The sequence below is a fragment of the Helicobacter cetorum genome (genome assembly GCF_900198405.1).
GTDB lineage: Bacteria > Campylobacterota > Campylobacteria > Campylobacterales > Helicobacteraceae > Helicobacter > Helicobacter cetorum_C.
Genome location: NZ_FZMR01000011.1, coordinates 14,277 through 38,068, shown reverse-complemented (window position 1 = coordinate 38,068; position 23,792 = coordinate 14,277). Strand labels below are relative to the sequence as shown.

Genomic DNA, 23,792 nt, shown 5'->3' with positions numbered 1-23,792 from the left:
CAACTTTAAAAATAAAAATCATCAAATAATAAAGATAGTGTTACCCTTTTTATCAAAGAAGTAACACTATGCAAACTAAAACCCTCTATAAAACCTATACATTGTATTGTTTCTGCTTATATGCAAAAAGAGCTTTTAACAAACCATTTTGATAGGCTACAGCTAGGAGTGCCACAACCACACCAAAAATTTGTAAGGCTGATAAGGTCTCGCCAAACAAGAATGGAGCAATAATGGCTACGGTGGCTACAGGACTTAAGATGAGTAATCCTGCTCCTAAAGTCGGATTCAATTTCACACTACCATATTGAGCAAAAGTCCATGCACATGCTTGACCTAGAACACACTCTATAAACATCCAAAACCAGCTCACACCATTAATAGGGTCGCCTGCGGTTACTGAGTGCGTAATGCTAGTTAATTGCTCAATTTCATCTTTAGGCAAGCGCATTTCTCTTAAACCTCTTATCATTTCACTAATATCCAAGCTTTGAGCCGTCTCTACCATAACGCCAGTTGCTATATCAAAACCATTTCCAGTAACTAAGTAAGCCCAAATTAAAGGAGCTATAAGCTGTGCAAAAGATGCAATCATAATAGGCTGAACAATTTGACCTTGATTGATTCTTCCAGCTCTTCTGCTAGCGAATAAATACACCCCATAACAACACCCTGAAGTCAAGCCACAAATCGTGCCTACCGCCATAATACTCATGCCAAAGACTTCTTGGGGTCCATTAGGGTCTACTATGCCATGCTCTAAAGCTCCGCCTGCTAAAATCACCCCTACTAGCATAATAGGAGCCAAAATATAATAGCTTAAAGGAATACGCTCTTTATCTATCATAAACGCTAATGCTGGCAAAATAATCACTTGGATATTTAACAAAATAGAAGCAATTCCTGAGCCTACAAAAAAGATAGAATAATTCCATGCAGTAAAGTCAATCCCCAAAACAAGCCCCGCTAAAATAGAAAGCCAAACACCTTTCTTATTCAGCCAGCCCTTGCTTTTTGCTTCTATAAAAGCAAATGGCACTAAACACAATGCACCCCCTAAGCAACGGATAAACGCTCCTGTAGCAGGGTCAAAATTAGACATTTTCTGCCAAGGGGCTGTAAAAGATAAAAATAAGATACCTAAAAGAAAAATAACATAAGTCATTGGGCTTATGCGTGTATTTGTAACATTATTCATAAAATCTCCTTTAGTTTTTAAGGCTTTCAATTATCTAAAAAGTTTTATTAATCAATTATTAAAAAAGTTGTGAATTTTTTAAGATTTTCTTAGAATAGACATGTTTTTGCTTTTATATTGGAATATTTTGTTTCGTATATACACTTTAAAAAATATTTTTACCAATAAAAATCCACTTTTTATTCTTCATATCATCTAGATATTTTCTAAGATTAGTTTTAGATGAGATTTTCTAACCTTTACAAAAAGATTAGATAAGAAAGTTATTTTCAAAAACTTAAAAAGCTAAATTTAGCTTTTTAACCAACACTAATGCTTTAAAGCAGTCAATGCACGCTCCAAACGATTGATGTCTTCTAGTAACTGCTCAATATTTCTATCTTGTTCTTCTAAATTTTTCAAAACCATTTTGCCATGAGTTTGATGCTTTTTAAACTCAAAACCCAAAAATACCACCACAACAACACTAAGCATGCCGACTACAAACTTCATAACAACTCCTTTATAAATACAATAATAAATTTTTTCAAAAATTGAAAAATGTTTATTATATCAAAAAAAAAAAAAAACAATGCCAACAGAACAACAATAAAAAGCTTTCTATACGAATAACTTTGGCTAAAATTACAAGATTAAAAATAAATATTAGAAAAACATGACTTAAAAAATAATCCCACCACCAATTCAAATACCCCTAGACTAAAATATCTCTTTGTATGACTGATAATAAGATATAAAATTACTAAGATTTAATTGAAATCCCTTTTTTAGGCTTATAAACCATTGATTAATTGTAAAAATTCATAAGTCTTACAAAGCCTTATTAAAAATGATTAGCAGTTTCTAAAAATTATTGTTTTCAAGTGTTAAACAAGTCTTGCAGTCAAATGCCCTATAGTTCTTAAATATGCCATTCAACAAACAAATGCTCAAAGACTTTTTTAAATGCAAAGCATCAAAACATGCCTAACAGAACTAAGAAAAAGTCAAAAATAAAAAACTATTCTTAATATTAAAAAGGCTCTACTTGTTAAAAATATTGATAGGTGTTATTTTAGATCAAATATATATAATTAAAAACTTTTATTTTTTGCGTTTCTTTTATTTGCTAACTTGTATTTGCTTTTTTAAAATTTTACTTATTTTCAAAAGACATCTTAGGGTGGCTAAAAGACTTATGTTTTTATTCGTTGTTTATTAAAAGTGCGTTTAGCACTTTTTAATAACGCTCGCTGATACTCCTTCCCACATCAAAACCCTTGCTTTAAAAGACATTTAGTTTTTAGCTATTTTTAAACAAAGTATTGGTGTTTTAAAAATAACAAAATAGAGTTTAATCAAATAAACTTTAATATAATAAATACTAATTTTTAAAAAGAATTAAAAACTCTTTTTTATAAAATATTTTTTATATTATATTAATAATATTATTAAAAAAGACAAGCTGTCAATACAATGTTTTAACAGAGCCTAGTTTTTTTAAAGTCCCCACACTTCAAAAAATAAAAGGCACTTAATTCCTTTTATATTTTTGTATTGCTTAAGAATTATTGCCTTGCCTCACAATTGCTATTACAAACTCTTTTTGTCATTAGTTCAAAAAACAACACCATTTGCAAATAGAGCCTATTAAAAATTACCAAAGATAAGAGAAACCCCTAAAAAATACCTTTAGGGGTTTAAGAAATTTTATAGAACGCTCAAGCGAGTTTAAGAAAAACTACTTACGCACTTCCTTAATTCTAGCTGCTTTACCCCTTCTATCACGCAAGTAATAAAGCTTCGCACGACGCACTCTACCGATGCGTAACACTTCAACACTCGCTAAACTCTCACTATAGAAAGGAAAGATTTTCTCTACGCCGATATTGTTAGCCCCCATTTTACGCACACAAAAAGTCTTATCCACACCATTACCCCTAATAGCAATACACACGCCTTCAAAATATTGTGTCCGTGTTTTTTCGCCTTCTTTAATGGTGATACCAAGTCTTAAAGTGTCGCCCGCTTTGAATTGCGGCATGGCTTTATCTTTTAATTGAGCGTCTTCAAACTGCTGAATGTAGCGGTTTTTCATCTGTTTTCCTTAATGTAAATTTTATGATTTGTGCTGACTAAATAAATCAAGGCGATGAAACTTTGTCCTTAACTTTGACAAATCAAGTTTTAGTTGCTTGATTTTAGCATGATTTCCTTTAGAATATTCTAAAGGTGCAGGAATTTTATTGATTTCTTTTGATTTAAAGGGTGCGTTAGCAAAATTAGGGGCTTCTAAAGAGTTATTTTCAAAACTCTCATTCTCTAAAGATTGAGCGTTACCTAAGACCCCTTGAATTTGACGAGCGACACTATCTATCAAGCATAACGCCCCAAGCTCACCGCCTGTTAAAATAAAATCGCCTAGAGAAAAGACTTCATCAGCATTAAGTTCTATAGCTCTTTCATCAATGCCATCATATCGCCCACACACTAAAACCACATGCTTTTTTTGAGCTAAACGCATCGCATCCATTTGCTTAAAAGGCTTACCTACAGCACTTAAAAAAATCGTGTGCTTGGGGGTTTTAATAGAATTTAGGGCGTTTTCTATCATCTCAGGGTCTAAAATTTGTCCTGCACCCCCACCTATTAAGGTATGGTCGGCTTTTTGATACTTGTTTGTGCTAAAATCTCTAAGATTTAATACTTCTAATTCAAAAAGATTTTTTTCTAACGCTCTTTTTAAAATGGAGTCTTGAAAATAAGGTAACACGAGCTGTGGGAAAAGAGTAAAAACACTAAATTTCACTTAACTTGTCTCTAAAAGCATTTTTGCATGGCTTGTTATTATCTTTTTGTCTTGCAAAATAATTTCTTTAATATAAAAATCTCTATAAGGGATTAAAAAAGTCTTAGCCAAATTTTTTTCAACCAAGCCAAGCGTGGTTTTTACAATAAAATAGTCAATTTGAGAAATCCTTTGGATTTCTACCACTTCGCCTAAAACTTCATTTTCTTCAACAATACTAAGTCCCACTAAATCACAATAAAAAAACTCACCTTCTTTCAAAACACAGAGTTTCTTGCTCTCTGTTTCACTCATAAAAAGCCCCAAGTTAGTAAGTTTTTTAGCCATTTCAAGCGTTTTTATATTTTCTAAGAATAGCAAGTTTTTAGCATGCTCATAAGAATGAATGATATAATCTTTAAAAGAAGAAGTGCGAGATAAGGCATTTAAGGGAGCGATGCTAACCCTAACGCCCTTTTTCAAGCACTCAGGAAAATCACTCTCTAAATGGAGTTTCAACCCCCCATTAAGCCCCACACTTTTACCAATTTTACCGACTAAGAGCATTAAGAAAGCGTTTCATCACCTAAAACATAAGGGTTTTTACTAGCAAAAACAACTATTTTATAAGAAAACCCATCTTTAGCTTTCACACCTGAAACAAACGCCTTAATCGCACTCACCATTTTGCCTTCTTTACCAATCACATGCCCCATGTCTAAGGGGTGGGTATAAATGGCGATTTGCTTGACTTTATCTTCTAAAAGCGTATGCTCTACACTCAAAACTTGGGGGAAACGCACGACTTTTTTGAGATATTTTTCTAAAAAAGTCGCCACACAATGCGAATAGTCCTTGCATTCAGCTTGAGAAAAAGGCGTTTTGAGAGAATCTAATTCGTGCATTTAATCTCATAAGACCTTAGGCTTTTTGAGAAAGTTTTTCCACTCTCTCACTCATTTTAGCCCCCACACCTTTCCAATAATTCAAACGCTCCATATCAATCTTAATATCCTTAGGCTCGCTTAAAGGGTTGTAATACCCAATAGATTCAATCCAGCCCCCATCTCTTCGTTTTCTAGAATCGGTTACCACCACTCTGTAAAAAGGCTTTTTCTTTCTTCCAATGCGAGTGAGTCTAATGACTGTCATTATAAAAATCTCCTAAAATATTCGTGTTAAATTTGAGATTATACAATAAAAGCCCCTAAAATATGCTTAAACCTTAACGCATTTTAGGGGGCATTTGATTTTTAGCTTGGCTCATTAAGTTCATCAAATCACTAATACCTTTTTTATTGCTTAGGCGTTTTGCCATTTTGCTTGCTTGGTCAAATCGCTTGATAATGCGATTGATTTCAGATACTTCTAAGCCACTCCCTAAAGCAATTCTCTTTCTTCTGCTACCATTTAAAATATCTGGGTTTTCTTGCTCTTTTTTAGTCATAGAATTAACCATGGCCTTGATTTTTTTCACTTCTAAGGAATTTTCTAAATCCGTGTCTTTTAAGGCGTTTGCCATATTCCCTAAGCCTGGAATCATAGAAATTAATGAACTCATAGAGCCTAATTTTTTAACTTTTTCAATTTGATTTAAAAAGTCATTGAAAGTGAATTGCCCTTTTTTGAGCTTTTTACTCAAATCTTTGGCTTCATTAGGGTTTAAAACGCTTGCGGTTTTTTCAGCTAGTGAGAGTATATCTCCAGCCCCCATTAAACGCCCTACAATTCTTTCAGGCACAAACACATCTAAATCAGGGATTTTTTCTCCGCTTCCAATAAAGCGTAAGGGTAAGCCTAATTGATAAGTAATACCTAATGCAATACCCCCCTTAGAATCGCTATCAAACTTGCTTAAAACCACCCCACTAACACCTATTTCTTCATTAAAAGTATTAGCACTTTTTACGCCATCTTGCCCGCTTAATGCGTCTGCCACATATAACACTTCATGGGGGTTTAAGATTTCTTTAACTTCTTTTAATTCATTCATAAGCTCTTTATCAATAGCTAAACGCCCCGCACTATCTACAATCAGCACATCAAATTGTGCTTCTTTAGCTCTTTTTAAGGCATTTTGTGCGATTTCTTTAACGCTTTTATTTTCTTCATAAAAGACTTCTACACCCACCTGTTCGCCTAAAACCTTTAATTGCTCCACAGCCGCTAGGCGTTGCAAATCACATGCACATAAAAGCACTTTTTTATTCTTAGTTTTTAAATAGTAAGCGAGTTTAGCAGTGGTGGTTGTCTTACCACTTCCTTGTAAACCTGCCATTAAAACAACTGTTGGGGGCGTGTTAGCAAAAGTAAAACCACTACTACCTTTGGTGCTTAAAATCTCTAATAGGCTTTTTTCTAAAGCGTCTAAAAATTGTTGCTTGCCAATGCCATTAGCCTTAGTTTGAGATTCCACCTTTTTTAATAGCTCTCTAGCGACTTTATGATGCACATCATTTCTTAAAAGCGTTTTTTTCAATTCATCTAACGCCCTATCAAGCGCTTTTTCATCATCTTGAAAGCGGATTTTATTTAACGCATTTTTAAACCCATCACTTAATGCCTGAAACATTTTTATCCTTCCATTATTGTTCTAGCAAATCTAATTCTTGCTTAATCTTACTTTCTTTTTCTAAAAGCGTTTTTAAATTCTCTTGTGCTTTTTCTAGCACATTTTTAGGGGCATTTTTCACAAAATTTTCATTGTGTAAATTGAGCTTTAATTTTTCTTTTTCTAATTTTTCTAGTTGCTTTTTTAAGCGAAGTATCAAAGGGCTTACATCAATATTCTCTAAATTCGCATGCGTTTGACACAATTCCCCCACATCACTCACGCTTTTTAAAGGCTTAGAGTTAATAACGCTTACTTTTTCTAATCTCGCTAATTTTTGAGCGTAGTTTTCTAAACGCTTCAAGTTTTCTAATTTCTCTCTTAACTCCACGCTTGCTTCTTTTAAAACAATCGGTGGCACTTCTAGCATGATTTTTAAACGCCTTAAAGACACAATGCTATCTTTAATCACTTCAAATTCACGCTCTAATTTTTCATCTCGCTTTAAATCCTTAGGATAAGGCATAACCATAATAGAACGAGCATTTTCTAATCTAGTGTTACTTAGCCTATGGTATAAAAATTCACTAATAAAAGGCATAAAAGGGTGCAAGAGTTTTAAACTCTCTTTTAACACACTCCCTAATTCATCAATGGATTCATTTTCCACTTTAGAAAATTCAATGAACCAATCGCAAAATTCCCCCCATAAAAAGCGGTATAACAAAGTCGTAGCGTCGTTAAAACGATAGTTATCTAAGGTGTTACGCACTTCTTTTGTAGCTAAATTCAAGCGAGATTTCGCATAACGCCCTAAGGGTGTAAGATATTCATTCAAGTACTCTCTGTCTTTAAAAGATTCTTTCTTAAGCTTTAAATAACTTACCGCATTAAAAAGCTTGTTAGCAAAATTCTTGTTATTTTCTAAATGCGTTTGAGAGAGCTTAATATCACGCCCTGTCGCACACAAATTCGCTAAAGTGAAACGCAAGCTATCCGCACCATATTTTTCTATCATCTCTAAGGGGTCTATCACATTCCCCTTAGATTTACTCATTTTTTCGCCCTTTTCATCTCGAACCAGTGCGTGCAAATAAATATCTTTAAAAGGCAATTCGCCCAAAAGCGATTCGCTACAAAAGAGCATTCTAGCCACCCAAAAAAAGAGTATGTCAAATCCTGTAATAAGCGTTGTATTAGGATAGAAGTCTTTTAAATCATTTTCATTAAACAAATCACTTTGTTCTTGACCCCACCCAAGAGTTGAAAACGCCCATAGCCCTGAGCTAAACCAAGTATCTAGCACATCTTTATCTTGCTCTAGTTTTTCACTCTTACAAGTAGGACAAAATAAAGGGGTATCCACACTCACAAATTGATGGTTATTTTCACAAGTAAAAACCGGTATTTGATGCCCCCAAAATAATTGCCTACTAATACACCATGGGCGTAATTCTCTCATCCAAGCGTTGTAATTATTTATCCAGTTAGGGGGGTAGAATTTAGCCAAACCTTTTTGAATTTTTTCAATAGAGTTTTTAGCGATTTCAGGTTTAACAAACCATTGCTTAGACACATAAGGTTCTACCACATTATGACAACGATAGCAATGCCCCACTTGATGCTTATGCTCTTCTATCTTTTCTAATAATTCGCATTCTTTTAATTTCTCTACCACCTTAACTCTTGCAACTAAGCGCTCTAAATTTTCAAACTCCCCACAAAGGGCATTTAAAATCCCTTTTTCATCAAAGATTTTAATCATTTCTAAATGATGGCGTTTGCCTACTTCATAATCGTTAAAATCATGGCTTGGAGTAACTTTCACACACCCTGTGCCAAACTCCATTTCCACATGCTCATCAGCGATAATGGGAATTGTGCGATTGATTAAAGGCAAGATGACATTTTGCCCTACTAAATGCTTGTATCTCTCATCATTTGGATTTACCATAACCGCACTATCACCAAATAAAGTCTCAGGGCGTGTGGTAGCCACCACTAAATAATCTTTTTGATTTTCCAAATAGTATTTAATGTGATATAACGCCCCCTTATGCTCTTCATACTCCACTTCAATATCACTCAACGCTCCATCTTTAGTGCACCAATTCACCATGTAATTATCTTGAGCAATGAGACCTTTTTCATACCATTTCAAAAACGCCACTTTCACCGCTCTTTGTAAGCCTTTATCCATAGTGAAACGAGTCCTAGAAAACGCCGCACTCACGCCTAAGTGCTTCATTTGTTCTAATATCGCCCCCCCACTTTTTTCTTTCCATTCCCAAACTTTTTCTACAAATTTTTCACGCCCTAAATCTTCTTTTTTTATCCCTTGAGCTAGAAGTTGCTTTTCTACAACATTTTGAGTGGCAATGCCTGCATGGTCAAGCCCTGGTTGATACAAGGTTTTATAACCATCCATTCGCTTGTAGCGAGTTAAAATATCTTGTAAGCTTAGAGTGAGAGCATGCCCTATGTGTAAGACGCCTGTAACATTAGGGGGGGGCATCATCAAGCAAAAATGCTTGTTTTCTTGGATTTCTTTATTGCCATCAATTTCAAAATACCCCCTATGAGAGCAAATTTCATAAATCTCTTTTTCTATCTCTTTGGGTTGATAGGTGTTTGTGTCTTGTTTCATCATTATCCTGTAATTTTAGCATTCCTTAACTTTTTAACTTTTGGAATGCCTTTTGCTTTTACGCCTTATGAGTTGCGTATTTTTTTTGAATTATACAACAAACAACATAAGCATTAAATATAAAGGATAGCCTAGTGAATTACTTTTTAAAAGCCCCTATCTTAGGATTTGAGCATATCAACGAGGTGCGTTTAGAAAAAATTGACCCTCTATTTAGCCGCCTGATTAGTCAAAACAATTCTCATCTCACGCTAGATATGGTCTTAGCTAACCCCTATTATTTACGAGAATATAGCTTTACTATACCCAAATACATAGAATTACTGCTAGAATTAGATTTAAATTCCAAAGTAGAGGTGTATTGCGTGGTTGTATTACAAAAAAATTTAGAAGATTCTATGGTGAATTTCTTAGCCCCCTTAGTTTTTAACCCTAAAAATGGCTTTGGGGCCCAAGTAGCTCTCTCTATGATGGATTATCCGGATTTTGGCTTTAGAGACCCTTTAAAAAGCTTTGTGATAAAAGAAAGAGAACGAGCTTAAGGATTAAAAGCTATGAAAATCGCTCTTACAGGGGGAGGCACAGGCGGGCATCTCTCTATCGCTAAAGCCTTAGCTCTAGAATTAGAAAATCAAGGCATAAGCGCTATTTACTTGGGTTCAACCTATGGGCAAGATAAAGAATGGTTTGAAAATAGCCCCCTATTTGAAGCATGCTATTTTTTTAACACTCAAGGTGTTGTCAATAAAAGCTTTTTTAAAAAAATAGGCTCTTTATTCTTGCAAGCTAGAGCCACTTTAAAAGCAAGAAAGATTTTAAAAAAACATAAAATCACCCATACCATTAGCGTAGGCGGTTTTAGTGCAGGTCCTGCGAGTTTTGCAAGCCTACTTAATGACACTCCACTCTATATCCATGAGCAAAATGCCATTAAAGGCACACTCAATCGCTATCTCTCCCCTAGAGCTAAAGCTGTGTTTTCAAGTTATTCCTTCAAGGATAAGGGCAGTCATATCCTAACCCCCTATCCGGTGCAAAACACCTTTTTTGACCTAGCTAGAACACGAACAGAAATCAAGCATATTTTATTCTTAGGCGGTTCACAAGGGGCAAAAGCCATCAATGAATTTGTTTTGCTCAATGCCCCTAAACTCACTAAAAAAGGGATTAAAATCTCTCATCAATGTGGGAAAGAGGCTTATGAAAGAATGCGTGCGTATTACCAAGATTTAGGCATACTTGACCAAATAGAATTGTTTGCTTTCAGCCATGAAATGCCTAAAATTATGTCGCAAGCAGATTTATGTGTTAGCCGTGCAGGAGCAAGTAGCGTATGGGAATTGTGTGCGAATGGCTTACCCACGCTTTTTATCCCCTATCCCTTCGCAAGCCATAACCATCAATACCACAATGTCCTAGAATTTGAAAAAGAAAGTCTCTCTTACATCGTGCCACAAAATGAGTTGCTACCTAAAAAACTCTTTGAAGTGGTTAGAAAACTCAACCAAAAAGACGAACAAGGGAATAAAAATATCGCCACTATCAGCCAGAAACTACAAAATAAAATCGCTCAAAATGGTGCTAAAACGATTATAGATTATGTAATGAATAGTTAAAAAAGGTAGAACTCGCAACTGCGAGTAAAACCCATGATTGTCGGAATTTCCCCACCCCACAATATACCAAAAATTCCCTTACCCCTTACGCTTTTCTACAATTTCCTTAGCAATATTGCTAGGCACTTCGCCGTAGTGGTCAAATTCCATAGAGTAAGTCCCACGCCCTTGAGTGGCTGAGCGCAAATCAGTAGAATAGCCAAACATCTCCACCAATGGCACAAAGGCATTGACAATTTTCAACCCTAATCTATCGTCCATAGAATTGATTTGCCCCCTTCTTCTGTTTAAGTCGCCAATCACATCACCCATATATTCTTCAGGAACCTCTACTTCTACTTTCATCATAGGCTCTAGTAAAACTGGATTCGCTGCACGACTTGCCTCTTTAAATGCCATAGAACCAGCAATTTTAAATGCCATTTCCGAAGAGTCCACATCATGGTAACTTCCATCATAAAGGGTAACTTTAAAATCTACCACCGGATAACCTGCTAGAACACCATTTTGCATAGCTTCTTGGATACCCTTATCCACGGCTGGAATATATTCTTTAGGAATCACGCCACCAGAAATTTCATTCACAAACTCATACCCACTACCTGGCTCTTTAGGCTCAAGCTTAATGAATACATGCCCATATTGCCCACGACCACCGCTTTGTTTAGCGTATTTATGCTCTTTGCTTACACTTGAGCGGATGGTCTCTCTGAAAGCAACTTGTGGCTGACCGATTTCAGCTTCCACCTTAAACTCTCTTTTTAATCTGTCTACGATAATTTCTAGATGTAACTCACCCATACCACCAATGAGAGTTTGTCCGGTTTCTTCTTGGGTCATCACTCTAAAGCTTGGGTCTTCTTCAGCAAGCTTTCCTAAAGCTACCCCCATTTTTTCTTGGTCTGCCTTAGTCTTAGGCTCCACAGCGATGTGAATGACGGGCTCAGGAAATTCCATTCTCTCTAAAACCACTGCATTCTTTTCATCACAAAGAGTATCACCTGTTAGCGTATCTTTTAACCCTACGAATGCACAAATCTCACCTGCATAAACTTCTTTAATATCTTCTCTCTTATTAGAGTGCATTTTGAGAAGTCTTCCTACACGCTCTTTCTTGTCTTTTGTAGAGTTATACACATAACTACCAGAATCTAGCTTGCCGCGATACACACGCACAAAAGTGAGTTGTCCCACAAAAGGGTCGGTCATAATTTTAAACGCCAAACCAGCAAACTCGCCATCATCACTAGACTTAACAAAGACTTCTTCTTCATTCTTAGGGTCAATGCCCTTAATGTCCATAACCTCCGTAGGAGCTGGTAAGTAATCAATTACTGCATCTAGTAAAGTCTGCACGCCCTTATTCTTAAAAGAAGAGCCACAAAGCATAGGAACAAGGCTCATGTTCAAACAACCTGTTTTAATGCCCTTTTTGATTTCTTCAATGCTTAGCTCTTCGCCGCCCAAATACTTCTCCATTAAGGCTTCATCTTGCTCAGCTACGGCTTCTACAAGCTTCTCTCTATATTCCTTAGCTTTCTCTAACAAATCGCTAGGAATTTCTTCCACATCATATTTCGCTCCCATAGCTTCATTATTCCAAACAATAGCCTTCATTTGGACTAAATCAATCACGCCAGCAAAAGTATCTTCAGCCCCAATAGGAATATTAATAGGCACAGGATTAGCCTTTAAGCGTTGCTTGATTTGATTTTCTACATTATAGAAATTCGCCCCAATCCTATCCATTTTGTTTACAAAAACAATTCTAGGCACACCATATTTATTTGCTTGACGCCATACGGTCTCACTTTGAGGTTGCACACCTCCAACAGAACAAAACACTGAGACCGCACCATCTAAAACACGCATAGAGCGTTCTACTTCAATAGTAAAATCTACGTGTCCCGGAGTGTCAATCAAATTAATTTGATAGTCTTTCCAAAAGCAAGTTGTTGCCGCAGAAGTAATGGTGATCCCTCTCTCCTTCTCTTGCTCCATCCAATCCATCGTCGCAGCACCATCATGCACTTCACCAATCTTATGGCTCACACCTGTATAGAATAAAATTCTTTCAGATGTAGTGGTCTTCCCGGCATCAATGTGAGCGGCGATACCAATATTTCTAATTCTATTTAATGGGGTTTTTCTAGCCATTCTAACTCCAATTACCAGCGATAATGTGCGAACGCTTTATTCGCCTCTGCCATCTTATGCACATCTTCTTTTTTCTTAAAAGCCGCACCTTTATCACTAGCCGCATCCATAAGTTCATTAGCTAATCTATCTACCATCATCCTTTCATTGCGTTTTCTAGTCGCTTCTAGAATCCAACGAATTGACAATGATTGTTGGCGGCTTGCCCTCACTTCTACAGGCACTTGATAGGTAGCTCCACCTACTCTTCTACTTCTAACTTCAACTAAAGGACGCACTCTCTCTAGAGCTTTTTCAAAAACTTCAATACCCTTTTCGCCACTTTTTTCTTCAATCTTATCAAAAGCCTTGTAGATGATTTTTTCAGCCACACTCTTTTTGCCATCATACATCATTTTGTTGATGAACTTAGTAACCACCTTGTTTCCATAAACAGGGTCGCCCAAAACTTCCCTAACGGGTGCTTTTCTTCTTCTCATGTCTCTATTTCCTTTTACTTCTTATCTGTTGCTTTAGCTCTCTTGGTTCCATACTTAGAGCGTGAAACCGTTCTCTTGCTAACTCCTGCAGTATCTAAGGCACCACGAACAATATGATATTTCACACCCGGTAAGTCCTTCACCCTACCACCACGCACTAACACGATGGAGTGCTCTTGTAGGTTGTGTCCTTCACCCGGAATGTAGCTAATCACTTCAAACTTACTAGTCAAACGAACCTTAGCAACCTTTCTTAAAGCCGAGTTAGGCTTCTTTGGAGTAGTTGTATAAACTCTAGTACAAACCCCCCTTCTTTGGGGGCATTCCACTAATGCAGGTGATTTAGTTTTTTTAACCACCTTTTTCCTTTCTTTTCTAATCAACTGATTGATAGTAGGCACTATTTTTCCTTATTCTAAAATTTCAAAATATAAGTTCTTCATTCTACCCTAAAATTTCTTTTAAAAATCTTAGGTTAGCTAATCTTTTTTGTTTCAACTTCCTTAGGATTGCTTTCATGCACTTTAACTACAACTTTCTTATTCTTGTAAAGTCCCGTTCCAACAGGAATCATTCTTCCTAGAACAACATTTTCTTTCAAGTCTTCTAAAAAGTCTTTTTTCATCGCAATACTTGCTTCGGTTAAGACCTTAGTCGTTTCTTGGAAAGATGCGGCTGAAATAATGCTATCACTTCCAATAGCCGCTCTAGTAATTCCTAAAAGTACTGGCTCAGCAATCGCTGGCTCGCCACCCAAAAGCTGAACGCGTGCATTCTCTTCCTTAAAGAGTTTCTTGCTAACTAAATCGCCCTCAATAAACTTGCTATCTCCGCTATCTAAAATACGCACTTGTCTTAGCATTTGAGACACAATGATTTCAATATGCTTATCTGCAATGCTTACCCCCTGCCTACGATACACTTGCTGGACTTCACTCACAATATATTTGTGCAATTCTTTTTCGCCACTAATTCTTAAAATATCATGACTAGAGACAATTCCATCAGTCATAGCCTCACCCGCATGCACAAATTCATCAGTATGCACTAAAATTTGCTTACCTTTATCTACAAAATACTCCATGCTACGACCATCTTTAGAAGTTACAATGATGCGTTCTTTATTGCGAATAGGCTTACCAAAACTAACTATCCCATCAATCTCAGAAAGAATAGCAACATCTTTAGGCTTAGGCTTTCTAGCTTCAAAAAGCTCAGAAACTCTTGGAAGACCACCGGTAATATCCTTGGATTTAACGGTTGCTTTAGGAATCTTAGCCAACACTTCAGCTTGCTCCACAAAAGCTCCCTCAGCCACCGCAATAGAAGTTTTTGGCTCTAGGAAATAACGCACTTCTTCGCCATTAGCCCCTTCTAAGAACAAGCTTGGTTTGTATCCACTTGGAATGTAGTCATTCACAACCAAACTTGTTATACCGGTATTTTCATCTTCTTTTTCAGCAACCGTAACCCCTGCAATAATATCTACAAACTTCACAGAACCTTTAAAATCTGCAATGATAGGGGTATTGTAAGGATCCCATGTTGCAATCGTGCTTAAAGCGTCTGTAGTGGGCTTAGAGATAATGCTATCAGAGGTTACTTCACTATCATCGCTAATTAAAATCTCAGAACCTCTAGCGATATAGTGGCGAGTAGCCTCTCTATTATTCTCATCAGCCACAACCGCAAACAAGCCTTTTTCACTAACAATATCGCCCTTTTTAATCCCCTGTGTACGCTCTAAGTGGTTGGCTTCTAGGACATAATACTTAATCACGCCCTTTTCTTTGGCACGAATATTTTGTGCGATAGGGTCATTATCTTTAACTAGCAATTCACTCGCATAAGGGATACGATTAGGCACATTCCAACCCTCTTTGATAATATCAGCGATACTTCCTCCATGCTTTACTTTATGCCCATTGGCATAAGGTAAATACACCTTGCCTTCAATTTTACCGCCAACCCCAGCCAATTCGCTTTGTTTTACAATATCGCTCTTTCTTAAGACAAACTTCGCCTCTTGCTCGCCATTTTTGACGCTCATAATGACCTCTTCATAGACCGTTTCAATATGCAACTCCCCATCAAAAGGTGCTTTAATCTTAGGCTCTACCACTAAAACAGAAGCGTTACGGCGGTTTGCTACAATGCTCTTGCCTTCTTTGTTAGTATAAGTTTTGAGATTGTAAAAACGCACAAAACCTTCTTTGCTTGCTACAATCTCACGCTCATCTTGACTCCTACTTGCCGTTCCACCCACATGGAAAGTTCTTAGAGTTAATTGAGTTCCTGGCTCTCCAATAGATTGAGCAGCTACCACACCTACAGCTTCACCTGGATAACTCATCTTGCCTTCGCCTAAATTTAAGCCATAGCATTTCGCACACACGCCTTTTGGTGCTTTACAAGTGATAGGAGTGCGAATGGTAATTGCCTTAATGCCTGCCTCAACAACCTTTTTAGCACTCTCTTCATCAATTAAAGTGTCTGCATAAAGCAAGATTTCATTTGTAATAGGGTCAATCACATCTTCTAATAAAACACGCCCAAAAATACGCTCTTCTAAAGGCTCAATCATTTCGCTACCTACGGTAATATCAGTGATTTCAACGCCCTCATGCGTGCCACAATCATCAGCTACAACCTTAACATTTTGTGAAACATCAATGAGCTTTCTTGTCAAATACCCCGCATTTGCTGTTTTTAACGCTGTGTCAGCCAAGCCCTTTCTAGCACCATGAGTAGAATTAAAATACTCTAAGACATTCAAGCCTTCTTTAAAGTTAGAAATAATAGGCGTTTCAATAATGCTACCATCAGGCTTAGTCATAAGACCCCGCATGGCTGAAAGCTGGCGAATTTGTGCTGCACTTCCTCTTGCTCCACTATCAGCCATCATATAAATGGAGTTAAAGCCCTCTTTATCCTGTGCGATAGCTGTCATCATTTCTTTACTCATTTTGTCATTGACTTCAGTCCAAGTATCAATAATTTTATTATATCGTTCTTGGTCAGTGAGTAACCCTTGGTCATATTGTTGCTGGATTTTCTTCACTTCAGCCTTGGCTTTTTCTACCATTTCTTGCTTGTCTTTTGGAGTGATAATGTCGTCCATAGAAATAGAAATACCAGCCTTTGTGGCATACCTAAAGCCTAGCATTTTTAAATTATCTAAAAATGTAGCCGTCATGCCAATGCCACCCTCTTTATGCACATAATCTACAAGCACGCCAATATCTTTCTTTTTCATAGGTCTATTCCACAAATCGGTTGGAATAAAATCAGGCAAGATAGATTTAATAATCATGCGTCCTGCACTTGTAGAAATGATTCGCCCTCTATCTAGCACTCTCACTTTGGCATGAATATCTAACTCTTTAGTATCAATAGCTGTAATAATTTCATTCACGCTAGAAAAAAGCTTATGCTCGCCCTTAACCCCACTCTTTTCTAAAGAAAGATAATAAAGCCCTAAAACCATATCTTGGCTAGGAATGGCCACCGCCTTACCACTAGCTGGTAAAAGAATATTCATAGAACTTAGCATAAGCACTTTACATTCTGCGATTGCCTCTTGACTTAAAGGCACATGCACTGCCATTTGGTCGCCATCAAAGTCTGCGTTGAATGCTGAACACACCAAGGGGTGCAATTGAATGGCTTTACCATCAATAAGCTTTGGATGGAACGCTTGAATGGATTGCTTGTGCAAGGTAGGGGCACGATTAAGCAATACCGGATAACCTTCTGTGATTTCTTGCAAGCACTCCCACACTTCATTACTCTTTTGCTCAATCATGCGTTTAGCCTGTTTGAGCGTAGTAGCATAGCCCCTTTCTTCAAGCTTGGATAATAAATGCGGCTTAAAGAGTTCTAACGCCATATTTTTAGGTAGTCCGCACTCATCCATTTTGAGATTAGGTCCTACTACAATAACGCTTCTGCCTGAAAAGTCTACACGCTTACCCAAAAGATTTTGCCTGAAACGCCCTTGCTTACCCTTAATAATTTCACTAAGCGATTTTAAAGGACGCTTGTTAGCTCCCTTGACCGCATTATTGTTGCGTCCATTATCAAAGAGCGCGTCCACAGCTTCTTGCAACATTCTCTTTTCGTTACGCACAATAATTTCTGGAGCGCCCAATTCCATTAAACGCTTTAAGCGTTGGTTACGATTGATAACACGACGATACAACTCATTCACATCGCTTACAGCAAATTTTCCGCCATCTAATGCGACTAGAGGTCTTAAATCTGGTGGCAATACGGGTAAAACGGTTAGCATCATCCACTCAGGTCTATTACCAGAATTTAAGAAACTCTCAACCACTTTCAAACGCTTAATAAGCTTTTTCTTTCTCGCATCAGAGTTGGTTTCTTTAACCTCTTCTTTTAAACTTTGCAACAAGAGCATTAAATCCATTTCTTCTAATAAGTCTTTAATTGCCTCACCACCCATTTGAGCCACAAAGCCCTTATCTTCATATCTTCGTGAGATATTTTGATATTGCTCTTCATTCAAAATATCATATTTCGCTACAAGCTTAGTGCCTTCATTATCGTAAGTAGCCTCACCCGGTTCTTTAACAATATAAGCTTCATAATAAAGCACACGCTCTAAGTCTTTCATTTTAACACCTAAAAGCGTGCCGATACGACTGGGTAAAGAATTGACATACCAAATATGCGCCACGGGGGTTGCTAATTCAATATGCCCCATTCTAAAGCGTCTTACTTTTGAATGTGTAATAGCCACACCGCACTTCTCACATGTGCCAATATCTTTGAAACGAGGTTTTTTATATTTACCACACAAGCACTCATAATCTTTAGTAGGGCCAAAGATTTTCATGCAAAACAAGCCATCACGCTCAGGTTTTAGGGTGCGATAATTAATAGTCTCTGGCTTTTTAACTTCCCCATAACTCCAAGAATGGATTTTTTCAGGGCTCGCTAAAGTAAGTTGGAAAGAACTAAAGTCCTTAGGCCTATCATCTTCTTTAATCACAATGGCTTTAGGTGCTCCATCTTCATCAACATCATCTCCAAAGATATTAATATCTAAAGCAAGTGATTGCAATTCTTTTGTCAATACATAGAAAGTCTCAGGAATTTCGCTCTCGCCTACTTGCTCACCCCTAGCGATAGCCCTATAGGCATTCTCTCTACCCTTAATATCATCAGATTTAATGGTAAGCATTTCTTTTAGAGTATGAGCCGCACCATAAGCCTCTAAAGCCCACACTTCCATTTCACCAAATCTTTGACCTCCAAAGAGTGCCTTACCACCAACTGGTTGGTGCGTTACCAAGCTATAAGGTCCTGTGCTTCTAGCATGGACTTTTTCATCAACCAAGTGGTGGAGCTTAAGCATATACATGTAGCCTACATTCACACGCTCTCTCATCTTCTCGCCTGTGCGCCCGTCATACAAATCCATTTTGCCATCCATGGCAATCTTAGCCAGCTCAAATAGCTTGTGGAATTTTTCTTGCGAGATACCTTCAAACACAGGAATAGCAAGCTTAACACCCTTGCTCCAATCTCTAGCGTATTCTAAAAGCTCTTCATCAGAACAACTTTCAAGAGTTTTAATGGTTAAAGGGTCTTTTTCATTGACAGCGTTAGCAATTTCTAACATTTTTGCACGCAATTCTCTAACAAAATCTTGAGTTTTATTTTCTAGCATGCAAGCGATTTGCTTTCCAAACTCTTTACCCACTAAGCCTAAGTGCATTTCTAAAATTTGTCCGATATTCATACGACTAGGAACGCCCAAAGGATTTAGCACAATATCTACAGGCTCTCCATCAGCGGTATAAGGCATATCAGCAACCGGCACAATATTAGAAACAATCCCCTTATTTCCATGCCTTCCTGCCATTTTGTCGCCCACTTTAAGCTTACGCTTAGTAGCAATATAGAGCTTGACTTTCTTAATCACACCATTAGGCAAAATATCATCTTTTTCTAAAATAGAAAGCTTTTCTTCATGCTCTTCGCCAAGAACTTTCTTTTGCTCCAAGAAATTATTTTTGGTTACTTCATATTGGTTTTGCACTTCTTTAGAATACTTTTTCACCAAACTTGCTAGAGTGAAGCGATTGATAGAGGCGATTTCTTCTTTAGGAACTTGCTCGCCTTCTTTATAGTCTCTACCATTATGACTGAATGGCTCTTCTAAAATCGCTTGTGAAAGAAGCGAGCTAATACGCAGTAGTTCTTCTCTATTAAGCATGGTCAAGCGGTCAAAATGCTCCATATCAAGCTTGGCTTTATCTTCTTCATACGCACTTAAGACTCGCGCATCTTTCTCATAGCCTTTTTTAGTAAACACCTTTACATCAATAACCGTGCCTTCTAAACTTGGGGGGCAATACAAGCTCTTATTGACCACATGCCCAGCTTTATCTCCAAAAATCGCTCTTAAAAGCCGCTCTTCTGGAGTACTTTTAATCTCACCCTTAGGCGAAGTCTTACCCACTAAAATCATGCCCGCACTAACATAAGTGCCTACCTTAACAATTCCGCTTTCATCAAGATGGGCAACTTCTTCTTCTTTCACATCAGGAATATCTGCTGTAAATTCTTCCACGCCATGCTTAAGCTCTCTGGCATCAACTTCTTTTTCATAAATGTGTGTGGAAGTGAAAACATCATCTTTAGTAATGCGTTCACTCACCACAATCGCATCTTCAAAGTTATAGCCATTCCAAGGCATAAACGCTACACGCACATTTTTTCCTAATGCTAATTCGCCCCTATCCATACTAGGACCATCAGCGATGATTTGCCCTGCTTCCACTCTATCGCCCACTCTAACAATAGGCACTTGATTAAAGCTTGTATTTTGGTTGGTGCGTAAGTTTTTTTGTAAAGAATATGCATCAATATAAGCTTCTTCTTTACCTTCGCCTAAGATATAGATATTTTTGGCATCAATTTTTTCTACTATACCGGCACGACTTGCTTTAATCGCTCCCCAAGAATCCCTAGCGATAATCTTTTCAATCCCTGTTCCTACAATGGGAGCATCACTTCTTAATAATGGCACTGCCTGGCGTTGCATGTTTGTTCCCATTAAAGCACGGTTCGCATCATCATGCTCTAAGAAAGGAATGAGTGATGCGGCTACGCCTACAAGCATGCTAGAGCTTAAATCCATCAAGGTAACCTTGCTCTTTTCATTGAGAACAATCTCGCCTTCCACACGAGTCTCAATCAAATCGCCTAAAATATTACCTTCTTCATCAATGGGGGTGCTTGCTGGAGCAATCACATGGCTGTCTTCTTGAATAGCGGTCAAATAAATAGTCTCGCCTACTACCTTGCCATCTACAACCTTCTTATAGGGGGCTTCAATAAAGCCTAAATCATTCACTCTTGTGAAAGTTGAAAGAGTGTTAATCAAACCGATATTTTGACCTTCTGGAGTCTCAATGGGACAAATTCTACCATAATGTGTAGGATGCACATCTCTAGCTTCAAACCCTACTCTATCTTTAACTAATCCGCCTTCACCAAGTGCTGAAAGGCGGCGTTTGTGCGTAACTTCACTCAAGGGGTTAGTTTGGTCCATAAATTGTGAAAGCTGACCACCCATGAAAAATTCCATAATGGTACTAGTAATCATTTTAGAATTGACTAAGTCATGGGGCATAAGCGAATCAAAGGCTCCACTCATGGTAGTAAGCTTGTCTTTAATGGTCTTTTGCATTTTCACTAAGCCTGAATGCAATTCATTGGCTAGCAACTCACCCACCGCTCTAATCCTACGATTGCCTAAGTGGTCTCTATCATCAATTTTACCCTGATTATTTTTAATTCTCATAAGATATTTAACGGTAGTAATGATATCTTCATGTGTTAAAGTCGTAATATAATCAGGCACATGCAAGCCTAATTTGTGATTCATTTTCATGCGGCCCACCATAGTCAAGTCATAGCGCTCTGGGTCAAAAAATAGTTGCTTGACAAATTGCTTGGCTGCATCAGTTGTAACAGGCTCACCCGGTCGCATAACCTTATAAATACGAATAGCAGCTAACGCGTTTTCATCATCAATTTTTTCAGTTTGCTTGAGTAATCTCAAAGACTCATAATCAGCCAAGAAAGAATGAATGATTGAAGCATCATGCCCTAGAGCTAAATCATTGATAATCACAAATTCTTGCACGCCTAAATCGTGGATTTTTTCTAATTTGTTCTTATCTAGCTGAGTGAGCATGTCTAATAAGATTTCTTCTCCTGCCATAATAGGCTCAGCTAAATAACGATTGAGTAAAATATCCATAGGGTATTCAACCCATTCTAAATGATTCTCTTTAAGCTCTTTAATTTTTCTTGAAGTGAGCTTTTTACCCGCTAAAAGGATAGTCTTGCCTTGAGGATCTTTTAAATCAAATTCCATTCTCTGATTAGCATCTAGAGAATCAAAAGGAATCAAATATTTATCATTTTCATAACGCACTTTTACAAGCGGATAAAACATTTTAATAATATCTTGCTTTTGATAATCCATAGCCCTAAATAGAATGGTAACAGGCACTTTACGGCGCTTGTTAATGCGAGCATACAAAACATCTTTAGAATCATATTCAAAATAGAGCCATGAACCCCTATCAGGAATAATTTGTCCTGTATAAATAAGCTTGTTTAAAGAAGTGCTAGACTCTTCTTCTTTAAAGATAACACCAGGACTTCTATGAAGCTGGTTGACAACAACACGCTCTACGCCATTGATAATAAACGAAGTGCGTTCTGTCATCAAAGGAATCTCGCGAATAAAAATACTCTGCTCTTTAATATCTTTAACGCCAACCTTCTCGTTATTTTTTGTTTCCCATAGAACAAGGCGAATTTTAATCTTTAGAGGCACAGAATAAGTAATGCCTCTCTCCATAGCCTCTCTTACGGTGTATTTAGACTTGCCAAACTCGCAACCTGCATATTCTAAAGTAATACGATTTTGCGCATCTTGAATAGGAAAAACAGATTTAAAAACCTTTTCAATCCCACTCTCTCTACCATCTTTGGAAGATAAAAAAGAATCGTAACTATCTCGTTGCAATAACAATAAATTAGGAACTTCTAAATCAGTGGGAGTTTTTGTAAAATCAGCTCTTAGGCGGTTTTTAAGGGAAATTTTTGTTGCCATAACTCATGCCTTTATCAAAAATCTTGAATTTTATATAATGCGTTTTAATTTAAATTAAGTAAGCATTGCAAAAGAATTTTACTTGAACTCAGTAGAGTTCTACAGATGACGAAAAATCAGAGACCAAAACTCGTCTGCAATACTAACCACTTAGGCTACATGCTCACAAACAAAATCATGGAGCAAATTTAAATTGCCATATCAATAGGCAAGGAAAGACTCTCAAGTCTTTCCAAAATTTAGGTTTTATTTAATTTCAACCTTAGCACCTACTTCTTCAAGTTTCTTCTTGATAGTTTCAGCCTCTTCTTTATTTACGCCCTCTTTAAGGACATGGGGGGTCTTTTCTGTAGCCTCTTTAGCCTCTTTCAAGCCAAGACCGGTAATTTCGCGAACTACTTTAATAACCTTAATTTTTTCAGCACCACTATCAGCTAAAACTACATTAAAGTCTGTTTTTTCTTCACTCTCAGCACCAGCACCACCTGCTACAGCACCACCTGCTACAACCGTAGGAGTTGCACTCACGCCAAATTTTTCTTCAAACATTTTTACTAATTCAGAAAGCTCTAAAACGCTCAATGAACCAATGTATTCTAACACTTCTTCTTTTGAAATTGCCATAATTCAATCCTTCAAATTTTATATCAAAGTCATAAATGACTTTTAATTTTCTTCTTTAGCTTTACGCAAATTATCCAAACCAGTAACAAAATATCGTGTTGGAGCTGTCCAAACAGAAAGCAACATTCCCATAAGCTCTTCCTTGCTTGGAAGTTTTGAAACCGCTTCCACATGGGCAACACTGACACTTTCTTTTTCAAATAAGCCCGCTTTCAAAGCAAAATGGTCTTTATGCTCTTTTTGAAAAGCAAACACAAGCTTAGATAGGGCGATTTGGTCATCTCCCCATAAAAACACATTAGTTTCTTTCAAATCTAAATGAGCACAACCAGCCTCTTCCATAGCAATACTTGCAAGAGTATTTTTAATTACTTGCACTTTAATGCCTTGAACACGAGCCTTGTTTCTTAAAGCTTCTAATTTACTAACACTAAGACCTTTATAATCACAAACCAAGATAGCTTGTGTATCAATAAATTGTGCCTTTAAATTAGCAACTAGCTCTACTTTATGTTGTTTTTGCATCTTTTCCTCCTTTCTAGACTAGACCTCTGCAAGGCTATCTTCCCTAAAAAAGATTAAATTAAGCC

The 23,792-nt window shown here is 37.2% G+C and carries 17 protein-coding genes; 2 read left to right on the top strand and 15 right to left on the bottom strand.

All coding sequences use genetic code 11. The features are described from left to right. Positions 1-94: 94 nt before the first annotated feature. From C6H25_RS04305 to valS, 9 genes are all read right to left on the bottom strand, one after another. Positions 95-1,198, bottom strand: a complete 1,104-nt coding sequence (locus C6H25_RS04305) for a DMT family transporter (protein WP_104748230.1) — start codon at positions 1,196-1,198, stop codon at positions 95-97. Positions 1,199-1,507: 309 nt separating this feature from the next. Continuing rightward, positions 1,508-1,690: a hypothetical protein gene (locus C6H25_RS04300; protein WP_104748229.1), complete on the bottom strand. Its 183-nt coding sequence runs from the start codon at positions 1,688-1,690 to the stop codon at positions 1,508-1,510. Between the two features lie 1,228 nt (positions 1,691-2,918). After that, entirely contained in the window at positions 2,919-3,275 is a 357-nt protein-coding gene (gene rplS, locus C6H25_RS04295) for a 50S ribosomal protein L19 (RefSeq protein ID WP_104748228.1), read from the bottom strand. Between the two features lie 21 nt (positions 3,276-3,296). After that, entirely contained in the window at positions 3,297-3,986 is a 690-nt protein-coding gene (gene trmD / locus C6H25_RS04290; protein WP_104748227.1) for a tRNA (guanosine(37)-N1)-methyltransferase TrmD, read from the bottom strand. Beyond that, positions 3,987-4,532, bottom strand: a complete 546-nt coding sequence (rimM, locus tag C6H25_RS04285) for a ribosome maturation factor RimM (RefSeq protein WP_104748226.1) — start codon at positions 4,530-4,532, stop codon at positions 3,987-3,989. It abuts the gene before it with no gap. Then, complete coding sequence (locus tag C6H25_RS04280) at positions 4,532-4,870, bottom strand: KH domain-containing protein (protein ID WP_104748225.1); 339 nt, start codon at positions 4,868-4,870, stop codon at positions 4,532-4,534. Before C6H25_RS04280 ends, rimM begins: the two co-directional genes overlap by 1 nt. 16 nt (positions 4,871-4,886) lie before the next feature. Further along, positions 4,887-5,117 carry a 30S ribosomal protein S16 gene (rpsP, locus tag C6H25_RS04275; protein WP_014660035.1) on the bottom strand — a complete coding sequence of 77 codons (231 nt, stop codon included), beginning with the start codon at positions 5,115-5,117 and terminating at the stop codon, positions 4,887-4,889. A 73-nt stretch (positions 5,118-5,190) separates the two neighbouring features. Beyond that, positions 5,191-6,537: a signal recognition particle protein gene (gene ffh, locus C6H25_RS04270; RefSeq protein ID WP_104748224.1), complete on the bottom strand. Its 1,347-nt coding sequence runs from the start codon at positions 6,535-6,537 to the stop codon at positions 5,191-5,193. 13 nt (positions 6,538-6,550) lie between these two features. Beyond that, on the bottom strand, positions 6,551-9,163 hold the full coding sequence (gene valS, locus C6H25_RS04265) for a valine--tRNA ligase (protein WP_199768939.1): 2,613 nt from the start codon (positions 9,161-9,163) through the stop codon (positions 6,551-6,553). Positions 9,164-9,297: 134 nt separating this feature from the next. Between valS and fliW the strand changes: the two genes are divergently transcribed. Together fliW and murG are read left to right on the top strand one after the other, a co-directional pair. Beyond that, complete coding sequence (fliW, locus tag C6H25_RS04260; protein WP_104748222.1) at positions 9,298-9,705, top strand: flagellar assembly protein FliW; 408 nt, start codon at positions 9,298-9,300, stop codon at positions 9,703-9,705. 12 nt (positions 9,706-9,717) lie between these two features. Next, on the top strand, positions 9,718-10,779 hold the full coding sequence (gene murG, locus C6H25_RS04255; RefSeq protein WP_104748221.1) for an undecaprenyldiphospho-muramoylpentapeptide beta-N-acetylglucosaminyltransferase: 1,062 nt from the start codon (positions 9,718-9,720) through the stop codon (positions 10,777-10,779). A 78-nt stretch (positions 10,780-10,857) separates the two neighbouring features. Here murG and fusA read toward each other — a convergent pair whose 3' ends face one another. From fusA to rplJ, 6 genes are all read right to left on the bottom strand, one after another. Continuing rightward, complete coding sequence (gene fusA / locus C6H25_RS04250) at positions 10,858-12,936, bottom strand: elongation factor G (RefSeq protein ID WP_104748220.1); 2,079 nt, start codon at positions 12,934-12,936, stop codon at positions 10,858-10,860. 11 nt (positions 12,937-12,947) lie between these two features. After that, the gene (gene rpsG, locus C6H25_RS04245; protein ID WP_104748219.1) at positions 12,948-13,415 is read right to left on the bottom strand and encodes a 30S ribosomal protein S7; all 468 of its coding nucleotides are present in this window, start codon (positions 13,413-13,415) and stop codon (positions 12,948-12,950) included. 14 nt (positions 13,416-13,429) lie between these two features. Next, complete coding sequence (gene rpsL, locus C6H25_RS04240) at positions 13,430-13,816, bottom strand: 30S ribosomal protein S12 (protein WP_014659103.1); 387 nt, start codon at positions 13,814-13,816, stop codon at positions 13,430-13,432. Positions 13,817-13,890: 74 nt separating this feature from the next. Next, positions 13,891-22,578, bottom strand: a complete 8,688-nt coding sequence (locus C6H25_RS04235) for a DNA-directed RNA polymerase subunit beta/beta' (protein ID WP_104748218.1) — start codon at positions 22,576-22,578, stop codon at positions 13,891-13,893. Positions 22,579-22,824: 246 nt separating this feature from the next. Continuing rightward, positions 22,825-23,202 carry a 50S ribosomal protein L7/L12 gene (gene rplL / locus C6H25_RS04230; RefSeq protein WP_104748217.1) on the bottom strand — a complete coding sequence of 126 codons (378 nt, stop codon included), beginning with the start codon at positions 23,200-23,202 and terminating at the stop codon, positions 22,825-22,827. 42 nt (positions 23,203-23,244) lie between these two features. Beyond that, on the bottom strand, positions 23,245-23,727 hold the full coding sequence (gene rplJ / locus C6H25_RS04225; protein WP_104748216.1) for a 50S ribosomal protein L10: 483 nt from the start codon (positions 23,725-23,727) through the stop codon (positions 23,245-23,247). Positions 23,728-23,792 lie beyond the last annotated feature (65 nt).